Source organism: Microbacterium sp. Se63.02b (assembly GCF_014171575.1).
GTDB lineage: Bacteria > Actinomycetota > Actinomycetes > Actinomycetales > Microbacteriaceae > Microbacterium.
In genome coordinates this window covers 939,131-956,213 of the sequence record NZ_CP050453.1, presented here as the reverse complement: position 1 = coordinate 956,213, position 17,083 = coordinate 939,131, and the positions used below count along the sequence as shown (strand labels likewise).

Genomic DNA, 17,083 nt, shown 5'->3' with positions numbered 1-17,083 from the left:
TCGACGCCCTCCCTCTGCCGCATCCGCAGCGCCTCGGCTACGTCGGGTCGCACCGCGGCTTCACGTACACGGTTCCCTCGCGCTGAGCGCCCGCCCGCACCCGAGCGTCCACCGTCGCGTCACCGTCCGTTCACCCGAGCCGCGACGGTCGGCAACCTCGGCCTCATAGTGTCCTCTCGCAACCCGACACCGGCTCACAGCGCCGGACACCGAGAGGACACTCATGGCTCGCATCACCCGCCGCGCGCGCATCGGCGCCGGCATCGCCCTGGCCGCGACGGCCGCACTCGTTCTGACCTCCTGCGCCACCGCTGCAGACACCCCCGCCTCCGGCGACTCCGATGTGGATGCCTCCACCGCGACCTCGGTGGAAGACTTCGGCACCTTCGCCGACCTCGAAGCCGCGGCCAAGGCGGAGGGATCCCTCAACGTCATCGCCCTCCCGCGCGACTGGGCGAACTACGGCGAGATCCTCGACCTTTTCACCGAGAAGTACCCGGAGATCACGATCAACGAGGCCTCGCCCGATGTCTCCAGCGCCGAGGAGATCCAGGCCGCGGAGACCAACAAGGGCCTCGACACGGCTCCTGACGTGTTCGACCTGGGTCTGACGGTCGCTCTGCAGAACACCGACACGTTCGCGCCGTACCAGGTGCAGACGTGGGACGAGATCCCCGATGAGCTCAAGGAGCCGACCGGGCTCTTCGTCGGCGACTACGGCGGATACATGTCGATCGGCTACGACTCGTCGAAGTTCGACGCCCCCGCCGAGCTCGCCGATCTGCTGTCGGCCGACTACAAGGGCTCTGTGGCCATCAACGGCGACCCGACGCAGGCCGGTGCTGCTTTCGCCGCCGTGGGTCTGGCCACCGTGCAGTCGGACGGCACGCTCGACGACTTCCAGCCGGGCATCGACTTCTTCTCGGAGCTGCAGAAGGCGGGCAACCTGCTCAAGGTCGACGTCACCACGGCGACCATCGCGAGCGGCGAGACGCCGGTGGTGTTCGACTGGGACTACCTGAACGCGTCCCACACCGCCGACAACGAGGACTGGAAGGTCGTCGTGTTCGACGGCACCGGCTACGCCGGGTACTACAACCAGGCCATCAACATCGACGCCCCGCACCCGGCCGCCGCGCGCCTGTGGCAGGAGTTCCTCTACAGCGACGACGTGCAGAACCTCTGGCTGAAGGGCGGCGCACGCCCCGTGCGCATGGAGGCCATGACCGAGGCCGGCACGATCGACGCCGACCTCGCCGCCGCGCTCCCGGAGGCCCCGGAGGAGACCGTGGTTCCGACGGAGGAGCAGTCGACGAACGCCGGCACGCTTCTCGGCGAGAAGTGGGCCGCGGCGGTCCAGTGACCACCCTCACCGCTGCGGGGGTGGATGCCGCGTCATCCACCCCCGTCACCCCCGCCGGGTCCTCGCACGACGCGAGGGCCCGGCGGTCCGCGCCGTCGTTCGCCTGGCTCGGGCTCGTCCCGTTCGCCGCCTACGTCGTGCTGTTCCTCGCGGTGCCGACAGTGCTCGCGATCGGCTCCGGGTTCTTCGACGACGACGGCACCTTCACGTGGAGCAACATCGCCGCCCTCGGCGACCCCGTCGTGCTGAACACCTTCGCGAACTCCGCATGGCTCTCTGCGCTGACGGCCGTGGTGGGTGCTCTCGTCGGAGCGCTGGTCTGCTATGCCCTGCTCGGGGCGAATCCCGACGGCGCGATCCGTTCTTCGATCGATGCCGCGGCAGGTGTGCTCGCCCAGTTCGGCGGCGTCATGCTGGCGTTCGCCTTCATCGCCACGATCGGGATCCAGGGGGTGATCACGCTCTTCCTCAAGGACACGTTCGGAGTGGACATCTTCCCGAACGGCACCTGGCTCTATGAGCTGCCGGGGCTGATCCTGCCGTACATCTACTTCCAGGTGCCCCTGATGATCATCACCTTCATGCCCGCTCTCGCCGCGCTCAAGCCGCAGTGGGCCGAGGCCAACCTCACCCTCGGCGGCACCGGAGCCAGCTTCTGGGTGCGGATCGGCATCCCTGTGCTCGCGCCTTCGTTCCTCGCCAGCCTGCTGCTGCTGTTCGCGAACGCGTTCTCGTCGTACGCGACGGCTGCCGCGCTCGCGAGTCAGGGGTCGCAGATCGTGCCGCTGCAGATTCGCACGGCCCTCACGAGCGAGACCCTTCTCGGTCGTGAGAATCTCGCCGGTGCGCTCGCGCTCGGCATGATCATCGTCGTCGGCGTCGTGATGGCTCTGTACTCGCTCATCCAGCGCCGGGCGGCACGGTGGCAGTCGTGACCGGCATCGGCCCCTCGCGGGCGACGCGCCGGATCATCGGTCTCGCCGTCGGGGCGTTCTTCGCGATCCCCTTGATCTCGACTTTCCTCTTCACGCTTCGAGGCAAGGACGGTCCCTCCTTCGAGCGATGGGCCGCCGTCTTCGACCCCGCCGCCTCCGCCGCGATCAAGCCGATCTGGACGGGCCTCGGCAACTCCCTGATCCTCGCGCTCGTCACGGTCGCGATCGTGCTGCTTGTGCTCGCGCCGACGATGATCCTCGTCAACCTGCGTTTTCCGAAGCTCAAGCCCGCATTCGAGTTCGCGGTGCTGCTGCCGATCTCGATTCCCGCGATCGTGCTCGTCGTCGGACTCGCGCCCATCTACCTGCAGATCGGTCGCACGCTCGGTACCGGTACCTGGACCCTCGCCTTCGCGTACGGCATCACGGTGCTGCCGTTCGCGTTCCGTTCGATCCAGGCATCGATCGACGCGGCCGACCTGCGCACCCTCTCCGAAGCCGCCCGCTCGCTCGGCGCGAGCTGGCCGACGGTCGTGCTCCAAGTGCTCGCGCCGAACCTGCGTCAGGGTCTTCTCGCCGCATCCCTGATATCGATCGCGGTCGTGCTCGGCGAGTTCACGATCGCCTCGCTCCTGAACCGCCAGGTGTTCCAGACCGCCATGGTCGTCGTGCAGAAACAGGATCCGTACGCCCCGGCGATCTTCACCTTGCTCGCCCTGGCCTTCGTCTTCCTCCTGCTCCTCCTCATCGGCCGCGTCGCTCGCGGCCCCCGAAAGGCCCGCTCATGACCGTCGACAACGCGCTGCCGCGCACCAAGGACAACCTGCTGCTCGCCCGCGCCGGCGAAGGCACGCGGGTCGAGCTCCACGGCATCGTGAAGAGCTATTCCGGAACGCGGGTGCTGCACGGGGTGGATCTCGACATCGCCCCCGGCGAGTTCGTCTCCCTTCTCGGCCCGTCGGGCTGCGGCAAGACGACACTGCTGCGGGTGCTCGCCGGCCTCGAAGGTGCGGATGAGGGCAGCGTGCTGCTCGGCGGCGGCGATGTCTCCCGAGTACCGACCAACAAGCGCGACATCGGCATGGTCTTCCAGTCGTACTCCCTCTTCCCCCATCTGCGGGTCGTCGACAACACGGCCTTCGGCCTGCGGCGGCGGGGGCTGGCGAAGGCGGAGGCCGCTCGACGCTCGCTCGACGCTCTCGCCCTGGTCGGCCTCTCCGACTTCGCCGATCGCTTCCCGCATCAGCTGTCGGGCGGGCAGCAGCAGCGCGTCGCCCTGGCCCGTGCCCTGGTCACCGAACCCAAGGTGCTGCTGCTGGACGAGCCGCTGTCGGCGCTCGACGCGAAGGTGCGCGTGCAGCTGCGCGACGAGATCCGCCGTCTTCAGCTGCGCCTCGGCATCACCACCGTGTTCGTCACACACGATCAGGAGGAGGCCCTGGCCGTCTCCGACCGGATCGCCGTCATGAATGCCGGGCGCATCGAGCAGATCGGTTCCCCCGAAGAGCTGTACACGACCCCGTCGACCGCTGGGGTGGCGGCGTTCGTCGGGCTCTCCAGTGTCGTGTCGGGAGTCGCCGAGGGAGATCATGTGCGGGTGTGGGGCCAGCGGCTCCCCCTCCAGGCCCCGGCTGACGGCCCGGTCGACGTGTACCTCCGGCCTGAGAACGTCTACTTCGCATCCGAGGCGGATGCGGCGACCGACGCCCTCGTCGAAGAGAGCACCTTCCTCGGCAGCATGCGACGCACACTGGTGCGCACCGAGTCGGGCGAACTCGTACGCGTCCAGCATGCTCCCGGGATTCACCCGTCGTTCGGCGACCGCGTGCGCATCGCCGTTTCGCCGGAACCGGTGGCCGTGCACCCGCGCGCCTGACCGGCCGCTCTTCCCCCGGGCAGGCGCTGAGCGCTAGCGTGAGGCCCGAGGGGCGGGGTCCCCTTGATCCGAGAGAGAAAGGACGCCTCATGGCAGGCACGTTCGAGCTGTACACCGACAAGTCCGGCGAGTACCGGTTCCGTCTCAAGGCCGGCAACGGCGAGGTCATCGCGATCAGCGAAGGCTACTCGTCGAAGTCCGCCGCACTGAACGGGATCGACTCCGTCCGACGGAACGCCGCAGATGCCGAGGTCGTCGAAGCCTGACCTCCGACCCGAACTTCACGCCGAGACCCCGTGCCGCTGATGATGGCGACACGGGGTCTCGGTCTGTGGCGAGGCGCCGTAAGAGCTCAGAGCACGCGCGAGAGGAAGTCCTTCGTGCGCGGATGCTGCGGGTTCGCGAGCACCTCGCGCGGGTCGCCTTCCTCCACGATGTTCCCGCCGTCCATGAAGACCAGGCGCGAACCGACCTCCCGCGCGAAGCCCATCTCGTGTGTGACGACGAGCATCGTCATGCCCTCGTCGGCGAGTGCGCGCATGACCTGCAGCACTTCGCCGACCAGCTCGGGGTCGAGCGCCGAGGTCGGCTCGTCGAACAGCATCATGTCCGGGTTCATGCAGAGCGCACGGGCGATGGCGACGCGCTGCTGCTGTCCGCCCGAGAGGTGACCGGGGTAGGCATCGGCCTTCTCCGCCAGTCCGACCCGGGCGAGCATGGCGTGCGCGATCTGCTCGGCTTCTTTCTTGGAGCGCTTCTTCACGCGCTGCTGCGCGATCGTGAGGTTGCCCAGCACGTCGAGGTGCGGGAAAAGGTTGAAGCTCTGGAAGACCATGCCGATGCGCGTCCGCACGCGGTCGATGTCGACGTCGGGGTCGGTGATGTCGATGCCCTCGATCAGCACCGTGCCGCCTGTCGGCTCCTCGAGCAGGTTCACCGACCGCAACAGGGTCGACTTGCCGGAGCCCGACGGCCCGATCACGCAGACGACCTCGCCCTTGGTGACCGTGAGGTCGATGCCCTTGAGCACCTCGTTGTCGCCGAAGCTCTTGACGAGCCCGCGCACGTCGATCGCGGGGGCGTGCACATCGATCAGTTCGGTGATCATCGCTGCCTCGACATCCGGCGCTCCAGCCACGCGCTGAAGCGCGTGAGCGGGATCGTCACGATCAGGTACAGGATCGCCGCCATGATCAGCGGCGTTCCGTTCGCGTTCTGCGTGCTCGCGTCGCGCGCGAACGTGGTGAGCTCCTTCGACCAGATGAAGGAGCCTGCCACGAACAGCAGCGACGTGTCCTTGAGCAGCAGCACGAATTCGTTGGTCAGCGGCGGGATGATGATCCGGAACCCCTGCGGCACGACGATCCAGAACGTCGTCTTCATGGGCGACATGCCGAGCGAGCGTGCCGCCTCGGTCTGCCCCTTCGGAACGGCCTGGATCCCCGCGCGGATCGTCTCCGCCATGTACGCCGAAGCGACGAGCACCAGGCCGATGAGCCCGAGGACCACAGGGCCGCCGAGCTTCGTCCCCGGCACGCCCAGCGCGATCGGCAGGATGAATGCGATGCCGAAGATCGTGAGGATCGCCGGCAGTCCACGGAACAGCTCGATCCAGACCGTCGCGATCCAGCGGAACGGTGCGATGGTCGACAGCTTCATCAGCGCCAGCACCACACCGAGGACGAGCCCTCCGGTGAAGGCGACCGCCGTGAACCACAGCGTGTTGACCAGAGCGGTCGTGATGATGCCCGGGAACATCTTCGCTGCGACTTCGGGGTTGAAGAACAGCGGCCCGATCTTCGCCCAGTCGGTGCTGACGATCGCCCAGACGGCGATGGCGATCAGCACCACGTAGACCGAGTATCGATAGAGCTTGCTCTTCGTCGTACGCCTCAACGCCATCGTCGAGGTCCTCCTGCTCTGCTGACGCCGCCGGTCACTTGGCCGCGAGGTACTCGTCGTAGATCTCCTGGTAGCCGCCGTCGTCCTGCAGTTCCTTCAGCGCCTTGTTGACCGCCTCGCGCAGCGCATCCTTCTCACCCTTCGCGAAGGCGAAGCCGTACGACTCGTCGGTCGGGTAGGTCTCGACGATCTTGTAGTTGGGGTCGTCCTGCTCGTGAACGTAGTTGACCGGCTGGTCCTGGAGGATCGCGTCGATCTGACCGGCCTGCATAGCCGGCCACAGCTCGCCGTCCGACGGGTACTGCACGAGCTGAGCGCCCGGCGCGTTCTCACCGGCGTAGGACTCGCCTGTGGTGCCCTGCTGCACGCCGACGTTCTTGCCGTCCAGGTCATCGATGGACTTGATGTCCGAGTCGGCGCGCACGAGGAGCGACTGCAGCGAGTCGACGTAAGGGTCCGAGAAGTCGATGTTGGCCTTGCGCTCCTCGGTGATGGTCATCGCGGAGGCGCCGATGTCGCAGGTGCCGGCGGCGAGCGTCGTACCGGACTGCAGAGCGTCGAAGCCGACATCCTGCACGGAGAGCTTCAGGTCGATCTTCTCGGCGATCGCGCTGAGCAGATCGATGTCGAAACCGGAATAGCCGGTCTCGGTGCTCGTGTCCTCGACCTCGAAGGGCGGGTAGGGAACGTCCGAGCAGACCGTGAGAGTGCCCGGCTCGACGAGGCCGTAGTCGTCGCCGGCGGCAGGAGCGTCGCTGCTTCCCGCATCGGTGGATCCGGTGGCGCAGCCGGCGAGCGCGAGGGTGGCGGTCGCCACGAGAGCGAGACCGGCGATGAGGTTACGACGAGGCATGTCGGCTCCTGTGAGTCGAGGGCGAATGTGACGCCCGATGACGGGTAGGAGAACATCTAAACATGCGGCCCGTCGCGTGACCAATGACATCCGTGACGGACGTGTCACGTTTGTGTTGCAACTATGCACCTGCGACACGCGCGGAATCGAGTCCCGCGAGGCGTGCGACGCGGTCTCAGACCTCGAAGTCGACCGCGACGCGGGAGGCGACCACCGAGCGGATGTAACCGGCGACCTCCTCGTGGGCGGGGTGGACCTGATACTCCTCGATCGCCTCGACGGACGCGAAGTCCGCCACGAGGGTCACGTCCCAGTTCGTCTCGGGATAAGCCGCATTCGCGCCGGCCGAGATCGCGAGGAGCTGCGGAACGACCCCGTCGAGGGCGTTGAGCCGGCGCACCACCTCGGCCGCCTGCTCGGCACGCTCCACGGAGTCCTCGGCGGCGAGCTTCCAGGTCACGACATGCCGGATCGTCACAGCGACTCCTTCAGTTCGGTCTTCGCGTCGCCGCGGAGTGCCCCTTCGAGCGCCTCACGCAGCCGGTCGGGCGTCACACGCCAGTGGGCGTGCATCTCGCCGTCGATCAGGACGACCGGGATCTTCTCCCACCACAGCTCGTACAGAGCGGGGTCGTCGTGGATCGAGGCTTCGACGATCTCGATCTGCTCCGCCGCAGCATCGGGGAGCTCCGCGACGACCGCGTCGATCACATCGGAGGCCACCTCGCACAGGTGGCAGTCGGGCTTGCCGATGAGCGTCAGCGTGGTCACGCCGACGGCACCTCGACGGCGCGGCCCTGCGAGATCCACTCGCCGGTGCCGCCCTCGACGTTGGTCGCGTCGAAACCGCGCGACTCCAGCGCCTCGACGACTCTGGCCGACCGCCCGCCTGCCTGGCAGATGACGTCGAACGCCTCCGCCGGCAGCTCCTCGAGGCGGTTGCCGATCTCGGACATCGGGATGTTGACGGCGCCGGGCACGTGGCCGGCGGCGAACTCGTCCACCTCCCGGACATCGATGAGCGGGACACCGGAACGCTCAGCGAGCTCGGTGACGGTGATCGACTTCATGACATCCCTCTCGACGTTCGGAGACGCGGGCAGAGACACAAAGCGCCCGTCCGAAGACAGGCGCTCGTGTCCGGCCGCTTACTTCTTGTTGCGGCGCTGGTGGCGAGTCTTGCGAAGCAGCTTGCGGTGCTTCTTCTTCGCCATGCGCTTGCGGCGCTTCTTGATGACAGAACCCACGGAAACCTCACTAAGTCAGTGGCTGGGTGTCGCCGATAGCGGACACCCGGGTACGGGCACGGAAAAATGCCTCGGATCAGTCTAGCAAACCCGACGGCCTGCCCTGTGCGGGGTCACTCCCCGACGTCATCCGTCACCAGGAACCGCCACACGAGGGCATGCCCCAGAGCGACGAGACCGATGAGGAGCAGTGCTTCGACCTGGATGCCGGTGAGTCCCAGCGGCGCGACGATCTGGGGCGCGACCCCGATCACGGCGACGGCCGCGTACACGACCACCGTGCCCACCTGGATCCAACGCACCGCCGGCGAGGCGCCGTCTCGCCCGGCCTGCGCGACCAGTCGGACCATGGAGATGCCGCCGACCACTGCGACGACCACGAACGAGAGCCGCCACAGCACGGGGCTCTCTGTTCCGCCGACCTGGGCGAACAGGCCCATCAGCGCCGGCAGCAGGAACGACAGGTAGATGCCGCCGATCGTCCGGCGCATCGCGGGGTTCGCGGTCCAGTCCCGACGCGCACGGACGACGTTCCACCACAGTCCGGTGAGCGTGAAGCACGTGGTGGAGAAGAGTGCGTAGAACGTGCTGACGTCCACGATCTCCTCCGCGCGGTCAACCGACGTCGGCGATGGGCCGCTGCAGGGCGTCGGCCACGGCCGACTCCGGTACGCGGTAGCTCCGTCCGAAGCGGACGGCGGGCAGCTCCCCGGCGTGGACGAGCCGATAAACGGTCATCTTCGACACGCGCATGAGCTCGGCGACCTCGGCCACCGTGAGGAATCTGACGTCTGGAACCTCGGGCATCCCACGTACCCCTTTCTCGATGTGCACACTCTATGGGGTAGCTGGGACGCGTGTAAACCCGTGTGACCCCTGTGATCAGTGGGATCGTGCGTGCGCTCGAGGGGCATGCCCGACGGTCAGGCCGGTTTCTTCGCCTTCGCGACGCGGTCGCGCGCCTCGCGGAACGCCTGCCGCTCGAGCTTGCGGGCTGCACGCAGCGCCTTCTCCGCCTCGCGCACGGCTTTCTGCGCCTCCTTGAGCCTACGGTCGCCGGCGAGCTCGGCGGCGTCGAGTCCGACCCAGTCGGCGGCTGCGGCATGAGCGTCTCCGCGATCGAGCCCGGCGATGTATGCGGTCACGCCGTCCAGCGTCCGTTCGACCGCGAATCGGAAGGGGTCGGCCTCCGAGAGGAAGACACCGTCGTCGATCCCTCGGCGCAGCGCGGGGAACTCCTCCGCTGTGATGACACGATCGAACAGAGCCGCCTCCCGGACCGCGACCTCCTCTGGCGTGAGGCCCGACGACCGGGACTGCTCCGTGTACCCGGCCTGCACGATCCCGCACCAGCGCGCGTGGCCCGTGACCGCCAGCGCCACTGCCATCCGCTCCTCCGCGTTCAGAGGGGTGTCCTCGAGGGCCGCGAGCCCCGCATCCAGCCAGGCGGAACTGTGCGGCGTGATCGGCGAGCCGGTGATCGGGAGCGACAACATCCACGGATGCCGGAGGTAGAGGAGTATCTGCGCTTCGTAGAGCGCGAGCAGCCGCCCGCGCCAGCCGTCGATCTCGAGGTGGCTCTCGGGCGGGAGCCCCGTCGCCTCCTCCTGCATCAGCAGCAGCAGATCATCCTTCGCGGTGACGTAGCGATAGAGCGACATGGGGGTGAAGCCGAGCTTGGCGGCGACCGCAGCCATGGAGACGGCTCCGATCCCCTCGGCATCCGCCAGCTCGACGGCCGCGTCGACGATCTTCTCGACGCTCATCTCACGCTTGGGCCCGCGCTGGGGATTCGCCGCGACGCCCCAGGCGAGCGCGATCCCGCGTGGCAGCTCGGGCAGCTCGGTCTCGGTCATGGCCTCATCCTACTTCTGTTTATTTAATAAACAGTGTGTTACCGTCATACGCAGTTGTGTTGCTCATACACAGTTTCCTACATACACAGAAGGGATGATCCGATGGACACAGCCATCGAGGTACGGGGTCTGCACAAGGCCTTCTCCGGGAAGACGGTCGTCGAGGGTCTGGACTTCGAGGTCGGCCGCGGCGAGGTGTTCGCCCTGCTCGGCCCGAACGGTGCAGGCAAGACCACCACGATCAACATCCTCACCACGCTGACCGCCGCAGACGCCGGCACAGCGACCGTCGCGGGCTGGGATGTGCGCACCCACGCCCTCGAGGTCCAACGGCGCATCAGCCTCACCGGTCAGGCCGCCGCCGTCGACGACGCACTCACCGCCACCGAGAACGTGATCATGTTCGCTCGGCTCGCCGGCCTCCGAGGCGCAGCCGCACGACGCCGGGCTGCTGACCTGATCGCCCAGTTCGGCCTCGCCGATGCCGCTTCCCGAACGGTGCGCACCTTCTCGGGAGGGATGCGTCGGCGCCTCGATCTGGCGCTCAGCTTCGTGGTCACCCCCGAGGTGCTGTTCCTCGACGAACCGACGACCGGCCTCGACACCCGCAGCCGCCGCGACCTGTGGAGCATCATCCGAATGCTCGCATCCGCCGGGACGACCGTGTTCCTCACGACGCAGTATCTGGAAGAGGCCGATCAGCTGTCCGACCGGATCGCCGTGCTTCACGACGGCAACATCGCCGCGATCGGAACGCCGGCCGCATTGAAGTCGCGCATCGGAGGCGACACCGTCGAACTGCACGACGGCCAGGGCGAGCTGCGCCGCGAGATCCCCACCGACGGCACGGTCGCCGACCTGCGGCGAGCGCTCGACCTGCTCGACCGCGAAGGGGAGGACGGCATCGTGACGCTGCGTCGCCCCACCCTCGACGACGTGTTCCTCGCCGTCACCTCCCCTCGTCCGACGCCCGCACCGTGAAGGAGCTCGCATGAACATCGCCCTGGCCGCACCGCGATCGACGACATCCGCACCGCCGCCCGCCCCTCCCCGCCCGCGCCTGCGCGGCATCACCGCAGAGACGGTCTTCGTCGGCCGGAGCCTGCGCCATTCACTCCGCGACGGCGAATCTCTGCTCATGGCGATCCTGCTCCCCGTGGTGCTGATGCTCATGTTCACGTGGGTGTTCGGCGGCGCGATCGACCCGTCCGGCGCCTACGTCGACTACGTCGTGCCGGGCATCATCCTCATCTGTGCGGGGTTCGGGGCCTCGTCCACCGCGGTGTACGTCGCGAACGACATGCGCACCGGCATCATCGACAGGTTCCGCACGATGCCGCTGCGCGCGAGCGCCGTCCTCACGGGACACGTCGTCGCGAGCGTGCTGCGCAACCTCATCGCGACCGCGATCGTGATCGGCGTCGGGGTGCTCGTCGGTTTCCGACCGGCCGCGACGCTCGGGGGTGGCTCGCCCTGACCGGACTGATCGCGCTGTACATCCTCGCCATCACCTACCTGTTCGCGGCGATCGGTCTCGCCGCCGGAAGCCCGGAAGCCGCCACCGGGTACGGCTTCATCCTGCTGTTCCTGCCCTACCTGTCGAGCGCATTCGTCCCGGTGGCGAGCATGCCCTCATGGTTGCAGCCCGTCGCCGCGAATCAGCCGATCACGCCCATCGTCGAGACCATCCGCGGACTGCTGACGGATACGCCGGTGCAGGACGAAGCCTGGTGGGCGATCGGATGGTGCGTGGTCATCCTCGTGGTCGCCGTGGCGTGGGGCTCGTGGCTCTTCCGCCGCAAGGCCGGACGACGCTGACACCGGCCGCGTGATGCGGTCCCAGCGGAGGCATAGGCGTTGTGCGCCGTTCGCTCAGACGGGACTGCCATGGTCGGCACAGGACTTGTGCCGGCACCGCCGAGTCCGCGCGAATCTGGGGATTCGCGGATCGCCCCTGACGACACGCCCCCTGTCGTCAGGGGCGAGTCACGTCCGCAACCCTCAGGCGCCGAGGCGCTTGAGTGCGTTGGTGACGACGTGCTTCGCCGATGCCGCGGCACGCCCGACGACCTCCGCTGCGTGTGCCGCACCATCGGGCAGCGGGACACCACCGGGGTAGTCGATGTCCGGCGCTCCGTCTCCGAAGGCGTCGACCAGGAAGGGGACGAGCCAGTCGTCGACGACCTCGAGCGGCTCGACGGCCAGACTGTAGAAACGACGCTGCCCGTCTTCCCGCACGGACACGAGCTCCGCGTCGCGCAGCACCTTCAGATGCTTGGACACCGTCGGCTGACTGATCCCCAGATCGGCGACGATCTGGCTGACGCTCGTGCCGGTCTCCCCTTCGGTGGTGCGTCGCAGCAGGAGCTGGAGGATGTCTCGCCTCGTACCGTCTGCGATCACGTCGAAGATGTCCGTCATGAGTTCAGGGTAGTCGCCCCCGCCACGGAGTACCATGACGAAGGCTCGGCGACTGGCGCCGTGCGTCCGAGGTCCGTGACCGAGGAAGAATCTCGAAGGGGGCAGCGATGTCGGGCATCGTTTCGGCGTCGTCCCCAGGACACCGCCTGCGCGATGCCTCCGGCCGTGTCAAGCACCTCATCACGTCGTCGCCCTCCCGCTTCGCCATCGCGGTGTTCGCCCTTCTGATCCTGGTGTTCACGGTGCTCTTCTCGCTGCCGATCGCCTCGGCCGATCGCACCGTCACGCCGTTGAGCGATGCCCTCTTCACCGCCGTCTCCACGATCTGCGTCACCGGGCTCGCGACCGTCGACATGGCCAACCACTGGTCGCCGTTCGGTCACGTGGTGGTGTTCGTCGGCGTCAACATCGGCGCGCTAGGCGTCCTCACCCTCGCCTCCCTGATGGGCATGCTCATCTCGAAGCGACTCGGCCTGCGCGCGAAGCTCATGGCAGCGGGCGACACCAATCCGCTGCGCGCGCACGGAGGCGTGGTCAACGAGAGTCAGACCGTCCGCCTCGGTGAGGTCGGCCAGCTGCTGACCACGGTCGCCGTCTCGGCCCTCATCATCGAGGCGTCGCTCGCTGCGCTCCTCTACCCGGCACTCGTGATGGCGAAGGTCGACCCCATCGCCGCGTTGTGGGAGGCACCGTACTTCGCCGCGATGGCATTCACCAACACCGGATTCGCTCCGAACGACGGCGGCGTCGCGGTGTTCGCCGACGACTACCTCGTGCTCTCCCTCCTCATGGTCGGAGTCTTCCTCGGCAGCATCGGGTTCCCCGTCATCTACACCCTCGCCAAGCACGTCTGGCATGTGAAGCGGTGGTCGCTGCACTCCAAGCTCACACTCGTGACGACGGTGCTGCTGTTCATCGTCGGAGCCGCGGTCTTCGTGATCCTCGAGTTCAACAACCCGAAGACGTTCGGATCGATGGATGCCGCCGACACGACGTTCCAGGCGTTCTTCCTGTCTGCCATGACCCGATCAGGCGGCTTCAACGTGATCGAGATGGACGATCTGAACGGCTCGTCCCTGCTCGCAGCGAGCATGCTGATGTTCGTCGGAGGCGGTTCCGCGTCCACCGCCGGCGGCATCAAGGTGACGACCCTCGCTGTGCTCGCGATCGCCGTCTGGTCTGAGGCGAAGGGACGGCAGTCCGTCGAGGCCTTCGGCCGCCGCATCCCGAGCGATGTGCAGCGGGTCGCCCTCAGCGTCGTCGCGTGGGGCGCCACCATCGTGGCTCTGTCGACCATCGTGATCTCGCAGATCACGAAGGCCGACATCAGCCACGTGCTGTTCGACGTGATCTCCGCGTTCGGAACGGTCGGGCTGTCGACCGGCCTCACGGCGGATCTTCCCGATTCGGCGTCCTACGTCATGGCCGCGACCATCTTCATGGGGCGCGTTGGTACAGTGACTCTCGCCGCGGCCGTCGCCGCGACATCGCGAACGCAGTATTACTCGCTGCCCGTGGAAAGGCCGATCGTTGGTTGAAGTCCTCCGGGGCGACGCTCCCGTCCTCGTCATCGGCCTCGGCCGGTTCGGCGCCGCCTGCGCCGGAGAGCTCGACCGCCTCGACCGCGAGGTGCTCGCGATCGACGACAACCTCGAGCTCGTGCAGAAGTGGTCCGACCGGGTCACGCACACCGTGCAGGCCGACGCCAAGAACATCGATGCCCTGCGCCAGATCGGCGCCCAGGACTTCCAGGTGGCCGTCGTGGCCGTCGGCTCGTCGATCGAGGCATCCGTGCTGATCACCGCGAACCTCGTCGACCTCAAGGTGCCGCAGATCTGGGCCAAGGCCGTCTCGCAGTCGCATGGCAAGATCCTGGCGCGCGTGGGCGCCAACCACGTCATCTACCCCGAGCGGGAAGCCGGCGAGCGCGTCGCGCACCTCGTCTCCGGGCGGATGCTCGACTTCATCCGCTTCGACGACGACTTCGTGCTCGCCAAGATGTATCCGCCGAAGTTCATCCGCGGGGTCGGCCTGAACGAGTCGGGCGTGCGCTCGAAGTACAAGGTCACGGTGGTCGGGGTGAAGAGTCCCGGCAAGCCCTTCCGGTACGCCGAGGCGAACACGATCGTCACCAACCACGACCTCATCATCGTCTCCGGCACGAACAGCGACATCGAGCGGTTCGCCGGCCTCGACCGCTGACGCCCCTCTCCCGATCTCTCGACTCCCCCGGGCGGCGGATGCGTCGCCGTCGGTCGCCGTGATGGGATGGGCGCATGACCGACCACGCTGTGGCTCCTCCTGTCCTCGCTCTCCGCGGGCTGCGCAAGCAGTTCGGGCCCAAGGTGGCCGTCGACGACCTCTCACTCGACGTACCTGCCGGGTCCATGCTCGGCCTGCTGGGGCCGAACGGCGCGGGGAAGACCACGACCCTCGCGATGACCACGGGCCTGCTGCGCCCGGACTCCGGGACGGCATGGGTGCTCGGTGCGGACGTGTGGCAGGACCCCGCAGCGGCCAAGGCACGCATGGGGGTGCTCCCCGATGGGATCCGCATGCTCGACAGGCTCACCGGCGCCGAGCTGCTGCGATACACCGGGCTGCTGCGGGGCATGGCCGAGGCCGAAGTGGTCTCCCGCAGCGGGGATCTCCTCGACGCCCTCGGACTCACCGACGCGCGCGACACACTCGTCGTCGACTACTCCGCGGGCATGCGCAAGAAGATCGGGCTGGCGTGCGCCCTGATCCATGCACCGCGCCTGCTCATCCTCGATGAGCCGCTCGAAGCGGTCGACCCGGTGTCGGGAGAGACGATCCGTCAGATCCTGCGCTCCTTCATCGACAGCGGAGGCACCGTCGTGCTCTCCAGTCACGTGATGGAGCTGGTCGAGTCGATGTGCGACCGGGTCGCGATCGTGGCCGAGGGCCGCCTGCTCGCCCATGGCCCGCTCGACGACGTGCGCGCAGGCCTCTCGCTGCAACAGCGTTTCCTCACCCTCGTGGGCGCGCATGACCTCGGGACGGAGACGCTCGCGTGGTTGCGCTCCTCGTAAGCCTGCGCTGGCGTCAGCTGCGCCACCAGCTGTCGCGGAATCCCTGGATGATCGTCACCCTCGCCATCACCGGGATGATCGCCCTGGGATTCCTCGGCGGACTCACGGCAGCGCTCGTCGCGCTGCGGTTCGCCGCGCCGGACGCGGCGGTCACCGCCATCGTCCTCGCCGGCGCCGTGATCGTCCTCGGCTGGTGGGTCGGTTCGATCCTGGTCAGCGCCGACGACTCGCTGGCTCCGGAGCGCTTCGCCCTGCTTCCGGTGACCGCCCGCACGCTGCTCCCGGGCTTCGTCATCGCCGGAGCGACGACCGTCGGCGGTATCGGCACGACCGTGGCGCTGGTGCTCATGCTCCTCGGCTGGTCGGTGAGCCTTGCCGCGCTGCTCACCGCCCTCCTGCTGATACCCGTCGCCGTCGCGACCTGCGTGCTGGGTGCCCGTGTCGTGAGCGGAGTCCTCGCCGGCTGGTTGGCACGCCGCAGCACCCGCGACCTCGTGCTGACCCTCGGCGTCGTGCTGCTGGCCTCCTCCGGTCTCCTGCTCAATCTCGGCATCGGCGCGCTGAGCACGGTGAGGGATGTCGGCGGAACGTTCGTGATGATCGCCGACATCGTCGGATGGACCCCGATCGGTGCGGTCTTCGGCGTGTCCGCCTCCGCCGCCGGAGGCGACGTCATCGGCGCTGCACTCCGGCTCCTCATCGCCCTCGCGACGGTCGCCGCCCTGTGGTTCGCGGCGCGGGCGCTGCTCGCCGCTCGTCTCGTCGCTCCGATCCAGAGCAGCGGCGGTGGCCGTGTGCGCTCGGGCGGGCTGCTCGACCGGTTGCTCCCGGCCAACCCCACGGGCGCGATCGCCGCGCGGACGCTGCGCTACTTCCGCCGCGACCCGCGGCAGGTCGTGAACATCGTGATGCTGCTCCTGCTTCCCGCGATCTTCATCGGGCTCAGCCTCATGAACGGGCTGCAGGCGGAGTCGGTCGGCTTCGCTCCGGTCATCACTCTGATCCCCTCGATCAACGCGCTCCTCGCGGGGACGATCGTGCAGATGGCGATCGCCTATGACAACGACGCGATCGCCGCGCACATCCTCAACGGTGTGAGCGGCGCGGCCGATCGGGCGGGGCGCCTGCTCGGGTTCGGGATCATCGCGATCCCCGTGACCATCGCGCTGTGCATCGCCACCTGCCTGATCGCCGGTCGATGGGATCTGCTGCCCGGCAGCATCGGCTCCGCCCTCGGGCTCACCACGATCTCGGCGGGTGCCGGAGCCTGGGTGGGCAGCTTCCTGCCGGGCAGGGCCCCCGCGCCGGAAGCCAGCCCGTTCGGTCGCGGTTCGTCCGGAGGGTGCAGTCGCTGCTCGCGATGATCATCATCGGGCCGATCACGCTCGCGCTCGGCGCCCCGGCATTCGGCTTCGCGATCGCAGGGATCTGGAACCCGGTCTTCGGCTGGGTCAGTCTCGCGTGCGGTCTCGTGTTCGGCGCCCTCGCCGTGTGGGGTGGGACAGCCCTCGGCGGACGCACCCTGAACCGGCGCTGGCCCGAGGTGCTCGCCGAAGTGTCGAGCGAGAGCTGACCCG

At 68.0% G+C, this 17,083-nt stretch carries 24 protein-coding genes; 13 read left to right on the top strand and 11 right to left on the bottom strand.

The annotated features are described in order from the left end of the window. Positions 1–223 precede the first annotated feature (223 nt). From G4G29_RS04785 to G4G29_RS04765, 5 genes are all read left to right on the top strand, one after another. The gene (locus G4G29_RS04785) at positions 224–1,363 is read left to right on the top strand and encodes an ABC transporter substrate-binding protein (RefSeq protein ID WP_183152005.1); all 1,140 of its coding nucleotides are present in this window, start codon (positions 224–226) and stop codon (positions 1,361–1,363) included. Then, the gene (locus tag G4G29_RS04780; protein WP_244632396.1) at positions 1,360–2,298 is read left to right on the top strand and encodes an ABC transporter permease; all 939 of its coding nucleotides are present in this window, start codon (positions 1,360–1,362) and stop codon (positions 2,296–2,298) included. Before G4G29_RS04785 ends, G4G29_RS04780 begins: the two co-directional genes overlap by 4 nt. Beyond that, positions 2,295–3,086: an ABC transporter permease subunit gene (locus G4G29_RS04775; protein WP_183152003.1), complete on the top strand. Its 792-nt coding sequence runs from the start codon at positions 2,295–2,297 to the stop codon at positions 3,084–3,086. Before G4G29_RS04780 ends, G4G29_RS04775 begins: the two co-directional genes overlap by 4 nt. Then, on the top strand, positions 3,083–4,174 hold the full coding sequence (locus G4G29_RS04770) for an ABC transporter ATP-binding protein (RefSeq protein ID WP_183152002.1): 1,092 nt from the start codon (positions 3,083–3,085) through the stop codon (positions 4,172–4,174). Before G4G29_RS04775 ends, G4G29_RS04770 begins: the two co-directional genes overlap by 4 nt. An 89-nt stretch (positions 4,175–4,263) precedes the next feature. Further along, positions 4,264–4,440, top strand: coding sequence for a YegP family protein (locus G4G29_RS04765; RefSeq protein WP_183152001.1), 177 nt, complete (start codon positions 4,264–4,266; stop codon positions 4,438–4,440). 86 nt (positions 4,441–4,526) lie between these two features. On the opposite strand, the gene G4G29_RS04760 is transcribed toward G4G29_RS04765, so the two are convergent. The 10 genes from G4G29_RS04760 to G4G29_RS04715 form a co-directional block, all read right to left on the bottom strand. After that, positions 4,527–5,282 (bottom strand): amino acid ABC transporter ATP-binding protein, encoded by a 756-nt coding sequence (locus G4G29_RS04760; protein ID WP_183152000.1) that lies wholly within the window; start codon positions 5,280–5,282, stop codon positions 4,527–4,529. Beyond that, entirely contained in the window at positions 5,279–6,076 is a 798-nt protein-coding gene (locus tag G4G29_RS04755; RefSeq protein ID WP_183151999.1) for an amino acid ABC transporter permease, read from the bottom strand. Before G4G29_RS04755 ends, G4G29_RS04760 begins: the two co-directional genes overlap by 4 nt. A gap of 34 nt (positions 6,077–6,110) precedes the next feature. Next, positions 6,111–6,929 (bottom strand): basic amino acid ABC transporter substrate-binding protein, encoded by an 819-nt coding sequence (locus tag G4G29_RS04750; RefSeq protein ID WP_183151998.1) that lies wholly within the window; start codon positions 6,927–6,929, stop codon positions 6,111–6,113. A 175-nt stretch (positions 6,930–7,104) separates the two neighbouring features. Then, entirely contained in the window at positions 7,105–7,407 is a 303-nt protein-coding gene (locus G4G29_RS04745; RefSeq protein WP_183151997.1) for a Dabb family protein, read from the bottom strand. Then, positions 7,404–7,700, bottom strand: a complete 297-nt coding sequence (locus G4G29_RS04740) for a glutaredoxin family protein (RefSeq protein ID WP_183151996.1) — start codon at positions 7,698–7,700, stop codon at positions 7,404–7,406. Before G4G29_RS04740 ends, G4G29_RS04745 begins: the two co-directional genes overlap by 4 nt. Next, positions 7,697–7,999 carry a rhodanese-like domain-containing protein gene (locus G4G29_RS04735; RefSeq protein WP_183151995.1) on the bottom strand — a complete coding sequence of 101 codons (303 nt, stop codon included), beginning with the start codon at positions 7,997–7,999 and terminating at the stop codon, positions 7,697–7,699. Before G4G29_RS04735 ends, G4G29_RS04740 begins: the two co-directional genes overlap by 4 nt. 78 nt (positions 8,000–8,077) lie before the next feature. Further along, positions 8,078–8,176, bottom strand: coding sequence for an AURKAIP1/COX24 domain-containing protein (locus G4G29_RS04730; protein ID WP_003792170.1), 99 nt, complete (start codon positions 8,174–8,176; stop codon positions 8,078–8,080). Positions 8,177–8,289: 113 nt separating this feature from the next. Next, the gene (locus G4G29_RS04725; RefSeq protein WP_183151994.1) at positions 8,290–8,775 is read right to left on the bottom strand and encodes a hypothetical protein; all 486 of its coding nucleotides are present in this window, start codon (positions 8,773–8,775) and stop codon (positions 8,290–8,292) included. A gap of 16 nt (positions 8,776–8,791) precedes the next feature. Beyond that, positions 8,792–8,983, bottom strand: a complete 192-nt coding sequence (locus G4G29_RS04720) for a helix-turn-helix domain-containing protein (protein ID WP_017204627.1) — start codon at positions 8,981–8,983, stop codon at positions 8,792–8,794. A 116-nt stretch (positions 8,984–9,099) separates the two neighbouring features. After that, the gene (locus tag G4G29_RS04715; protein WP_183151993.1) at positions 9,100–10,032 is read right to left on the bottom strand and encodes a TetR/AcrR family transcriptional regulator; all 933 of its coding nucleotides are present in this window, start codon (positions 10,030–10,032) and stop codon (positions 9,100–9,102) included. Between the two features lie 102 nt (positions 10,033–10,134). Here G4G29_RS04715 and G4G29_RS04710 point away from each other — a divergent pair, with 102 nt between their 5' ends. From G4G29_RS04710 to G4G29_RS23315, 3 genes are read left to right on the top strand one after another with little or no spacing between them, the layout of a single operon-like run. After that, positions 10,135–11,013: an ATP-binding cassette domain-containing protein gene (locus G4G29_RS04710; protein WP_183151992.1), complete on the top strand. Its 879-nt coding sequence runs from the start codon at positions 10,135–10,137 to the stop codon at positions 11,011–11,013. A 10-nt stretch (positions 11,014–11,023) separates the two neighbouring features. Further along, on the top strand, positions 11,024–11,509 hold the full coding sequence (locus G4G29_RS23320; RefSeq protein WP_258567083.1) for an ABC transporter permease: 486 nt from the start codon (positions 11,024–11,026) through the stop codon (positions 11,507–11,509). Then, a complete protein-coding gene (locus tag G4G29_RS23315; protein ID WP_258567255.1) occupies positions 11,506–11,850 on the top strand; it encodes an ABC transporter permease in 345 nt (114 codons plus the stop codon). Before G4G29_RS23320 ends, G4G29_RS23315 begins: the two co-directional genes overlap by 4 nt. Positions 11,851–12,033: 183 nt before the next feature. Here the strand turns inward: G4G29_RS23315 and G4G29_RS04700 are convergent, their stop codons facing one another. Continuing rightward, complete coding sequence (locus G4G29_RS04700; RefSeq protein ID WP_183151991.1) at positions 12,034–12,453, bottom strand: metalloregulator ArsR/SmtB family transcription factor; 420 nt, start codon at positions 12,451–12,453, stop codon at positions 12,034–12,036. 107 nt (positions 12,454–12,560) lie between these two features. Here G4G29_RS04700 and G4G29_RS04695 point away from each other — a divergent pair, with 107 nt between their 5' ends. From G4G29_RS04695 to G4G29_RS21280, 5 genes are all read left to right on the top strand, one after another. Further along, a complete protein-coding gene (locus G4G29_RS04695; RefSeq protein WP_183151990.1) occupies positions 12,561–13,991 on the top strand; it encodes a potassium transporter TrkG in 1,431 nt (476 codons plus the stop codon). Beyond that, positions 13,984–14,655, top strand: coding sequence for a TrkA family potassium uptake protein (locus G4G29_RS04690; RefSeq protein ID WP_021198064.1), 672 nt, complete (start codon positions 13,984–13,986; stop codon positions 14,653–14,655). Before G4G29_RS04695 ends, G4G29_RS04690 begins: the two co-directional genes overlap by 8 nt. Positions 14,656–14,729: 74 nt before the next feature. Then, positions 14,730–15,506, top strand: a complete 777-nt coding sequence (locus G4G29_RS04685) for an ABC transporter ATP-binding protein (RefSeq protein WP_183151989.1) — start codon at positions 14,730–14,732, stop codon at positions 15,504–15,506. Then, positions 15,488–16,870, top strand: coding sequence for a hypothetical protein (locus G4G29_RS04680; protein ID WP_244632395.1), 1,383 nt, complete (start codon positions 15,488–15,490; stop codon positions 16,868–16,870). Before G4G29_RS04685 ends, G4G29_RS04680 begins: the two co-directional genes overlap by 19 nt. Further along, the gene (locus G4G29_RS21280) at positions 16,867–17,079 is read left to right on the top strand and encodes a hypothetical protein (protein ID WP_244632394.1); all 213 of its coding nucleotides are present in this window, start codon (positions 16,867–16,869) and stop codon (positions 17,077–17,079) included. Before G4G29_RS04680 ends, G4G29_RS21280 begins: the two co-directional genes overlap by 4 nt. Positions 17,080–17,083: the final 4 nt, after the last annotated feature.

What these genes read in the sequence shown, in the direction of transcription:
- G4G29_RS04735 (WP_183151995.1), bottom strand. Translation starts at nt 7,999, where the DNA reads ATGAAGTCGATCACCGTCACCGAGCTCGCTGAGCGTTCCGGTGTCCCG.
- G4G29_RS04715 (WP_183151993.1), bottom strand. Translation starts at nt 10,032, where the DNA reads ATGACCGAGACCGAGCTGCCCGAGCTGCCACGCGGGATCGCGCTCGCC.
- G4G29_RS04695 (WP_183151990.1), top strand. Translation starts at nt 12,561, where the DNA reads ATGTCGGGCATCGTTTCGGCGTCGTCCCCAGGACACCGCCTGCGCGAT.
- G4G29_RS04750 (WP_183151998.1), bottom strand. Translation starts at nt 6,929, where the DNA reads ATGCCTCGTCGTAACCTCATCGCCGGTCTCGCTCTCGTGGCGACCGCC.
- G4G29_RS04685 (WP_183151989.1), top strand. Translation starts at nt 14,730, where the DNA reads ATGACCGACCACGCTGTGGCTCCTCCTGTCCTCGCTCTCCGCGGGCTG.
- G4G29_RS21280 (WP_244632394.1), top strand. Translation starts at nt 16,867, where the DNA reads ATGATCATCATCGGGCCGATCACGCTCGCGCTCGGCGCCCCGGCATTC.
- G4G29_RS23320 (WP_258567083.1), top strand. Translation starts at nt 11,024, where the DNA reads ATGAACATCGCCCTGGCCGCACCGCGATCGACGACATCCGCACCGCCG.
- G4G29_RS04785 (WP_183152005.1), top strand. Translation starts at nt 224, where the DNA reads ATGGCTCGCATCACCCGCCGCGCGCGCATCGGCGCCGGCATCGCCCTG.
- G4G29_RS04720 (WP_017204627.1), bottom strand. Translation starts at nt 8,983, where the DNA reads ATGCCCGAGGTTCCAGACGTCAGATTCCTCACGGTGGCCGAGGTCGCC.
- G4G29_RS04755 (WP_183151999.1), bottom strand. Translation starts at nt 6,076, where the DNA reads ATGGCGTTGAGGCGTACGACGAAGAGCAAGCTCTATCGATACTCGGTC.
- G4G29_RS04710 (WP_183151992.1), top strand. Translation starts at nt 10,135, where the DNA reads ATGGACACAGCCATCGAGGTACGGGGTCTGCACAAGGCCTTCTCCGGG.
- G4G29_RS04700 (WP_183151991.1), bottom strand. Translation starts at nt 12,453, where the DNA reads ATGACGGACATCTTCGACGTGATCGCAGACGGTACGAGGCGAGACATC.
- G4G29_RS04770 (WP_183152002.1), top strand. Translation starts at nt 3,083, where the DNA reads ATGACCGTCGACAACGCGCTGCCGCGCACCAAGGACAACCTGCTGCTC.
- G4G29_RS04760 (WP_183152000.1), bottom strand. Translation starts at nt 5,282, where the DNA reads ATGATCACCGAACTGATCGATGTGCACGCCCCCGCGATCGACGTGCGC.
- G4G29_RS04765 (WP_183152001.1), top strand. Translation starts at nt 4,264, where the DNA reads ATGGCAGGCACGTTCGAGCTGTACACCGACAAGTCCGGCGAGTACCGG.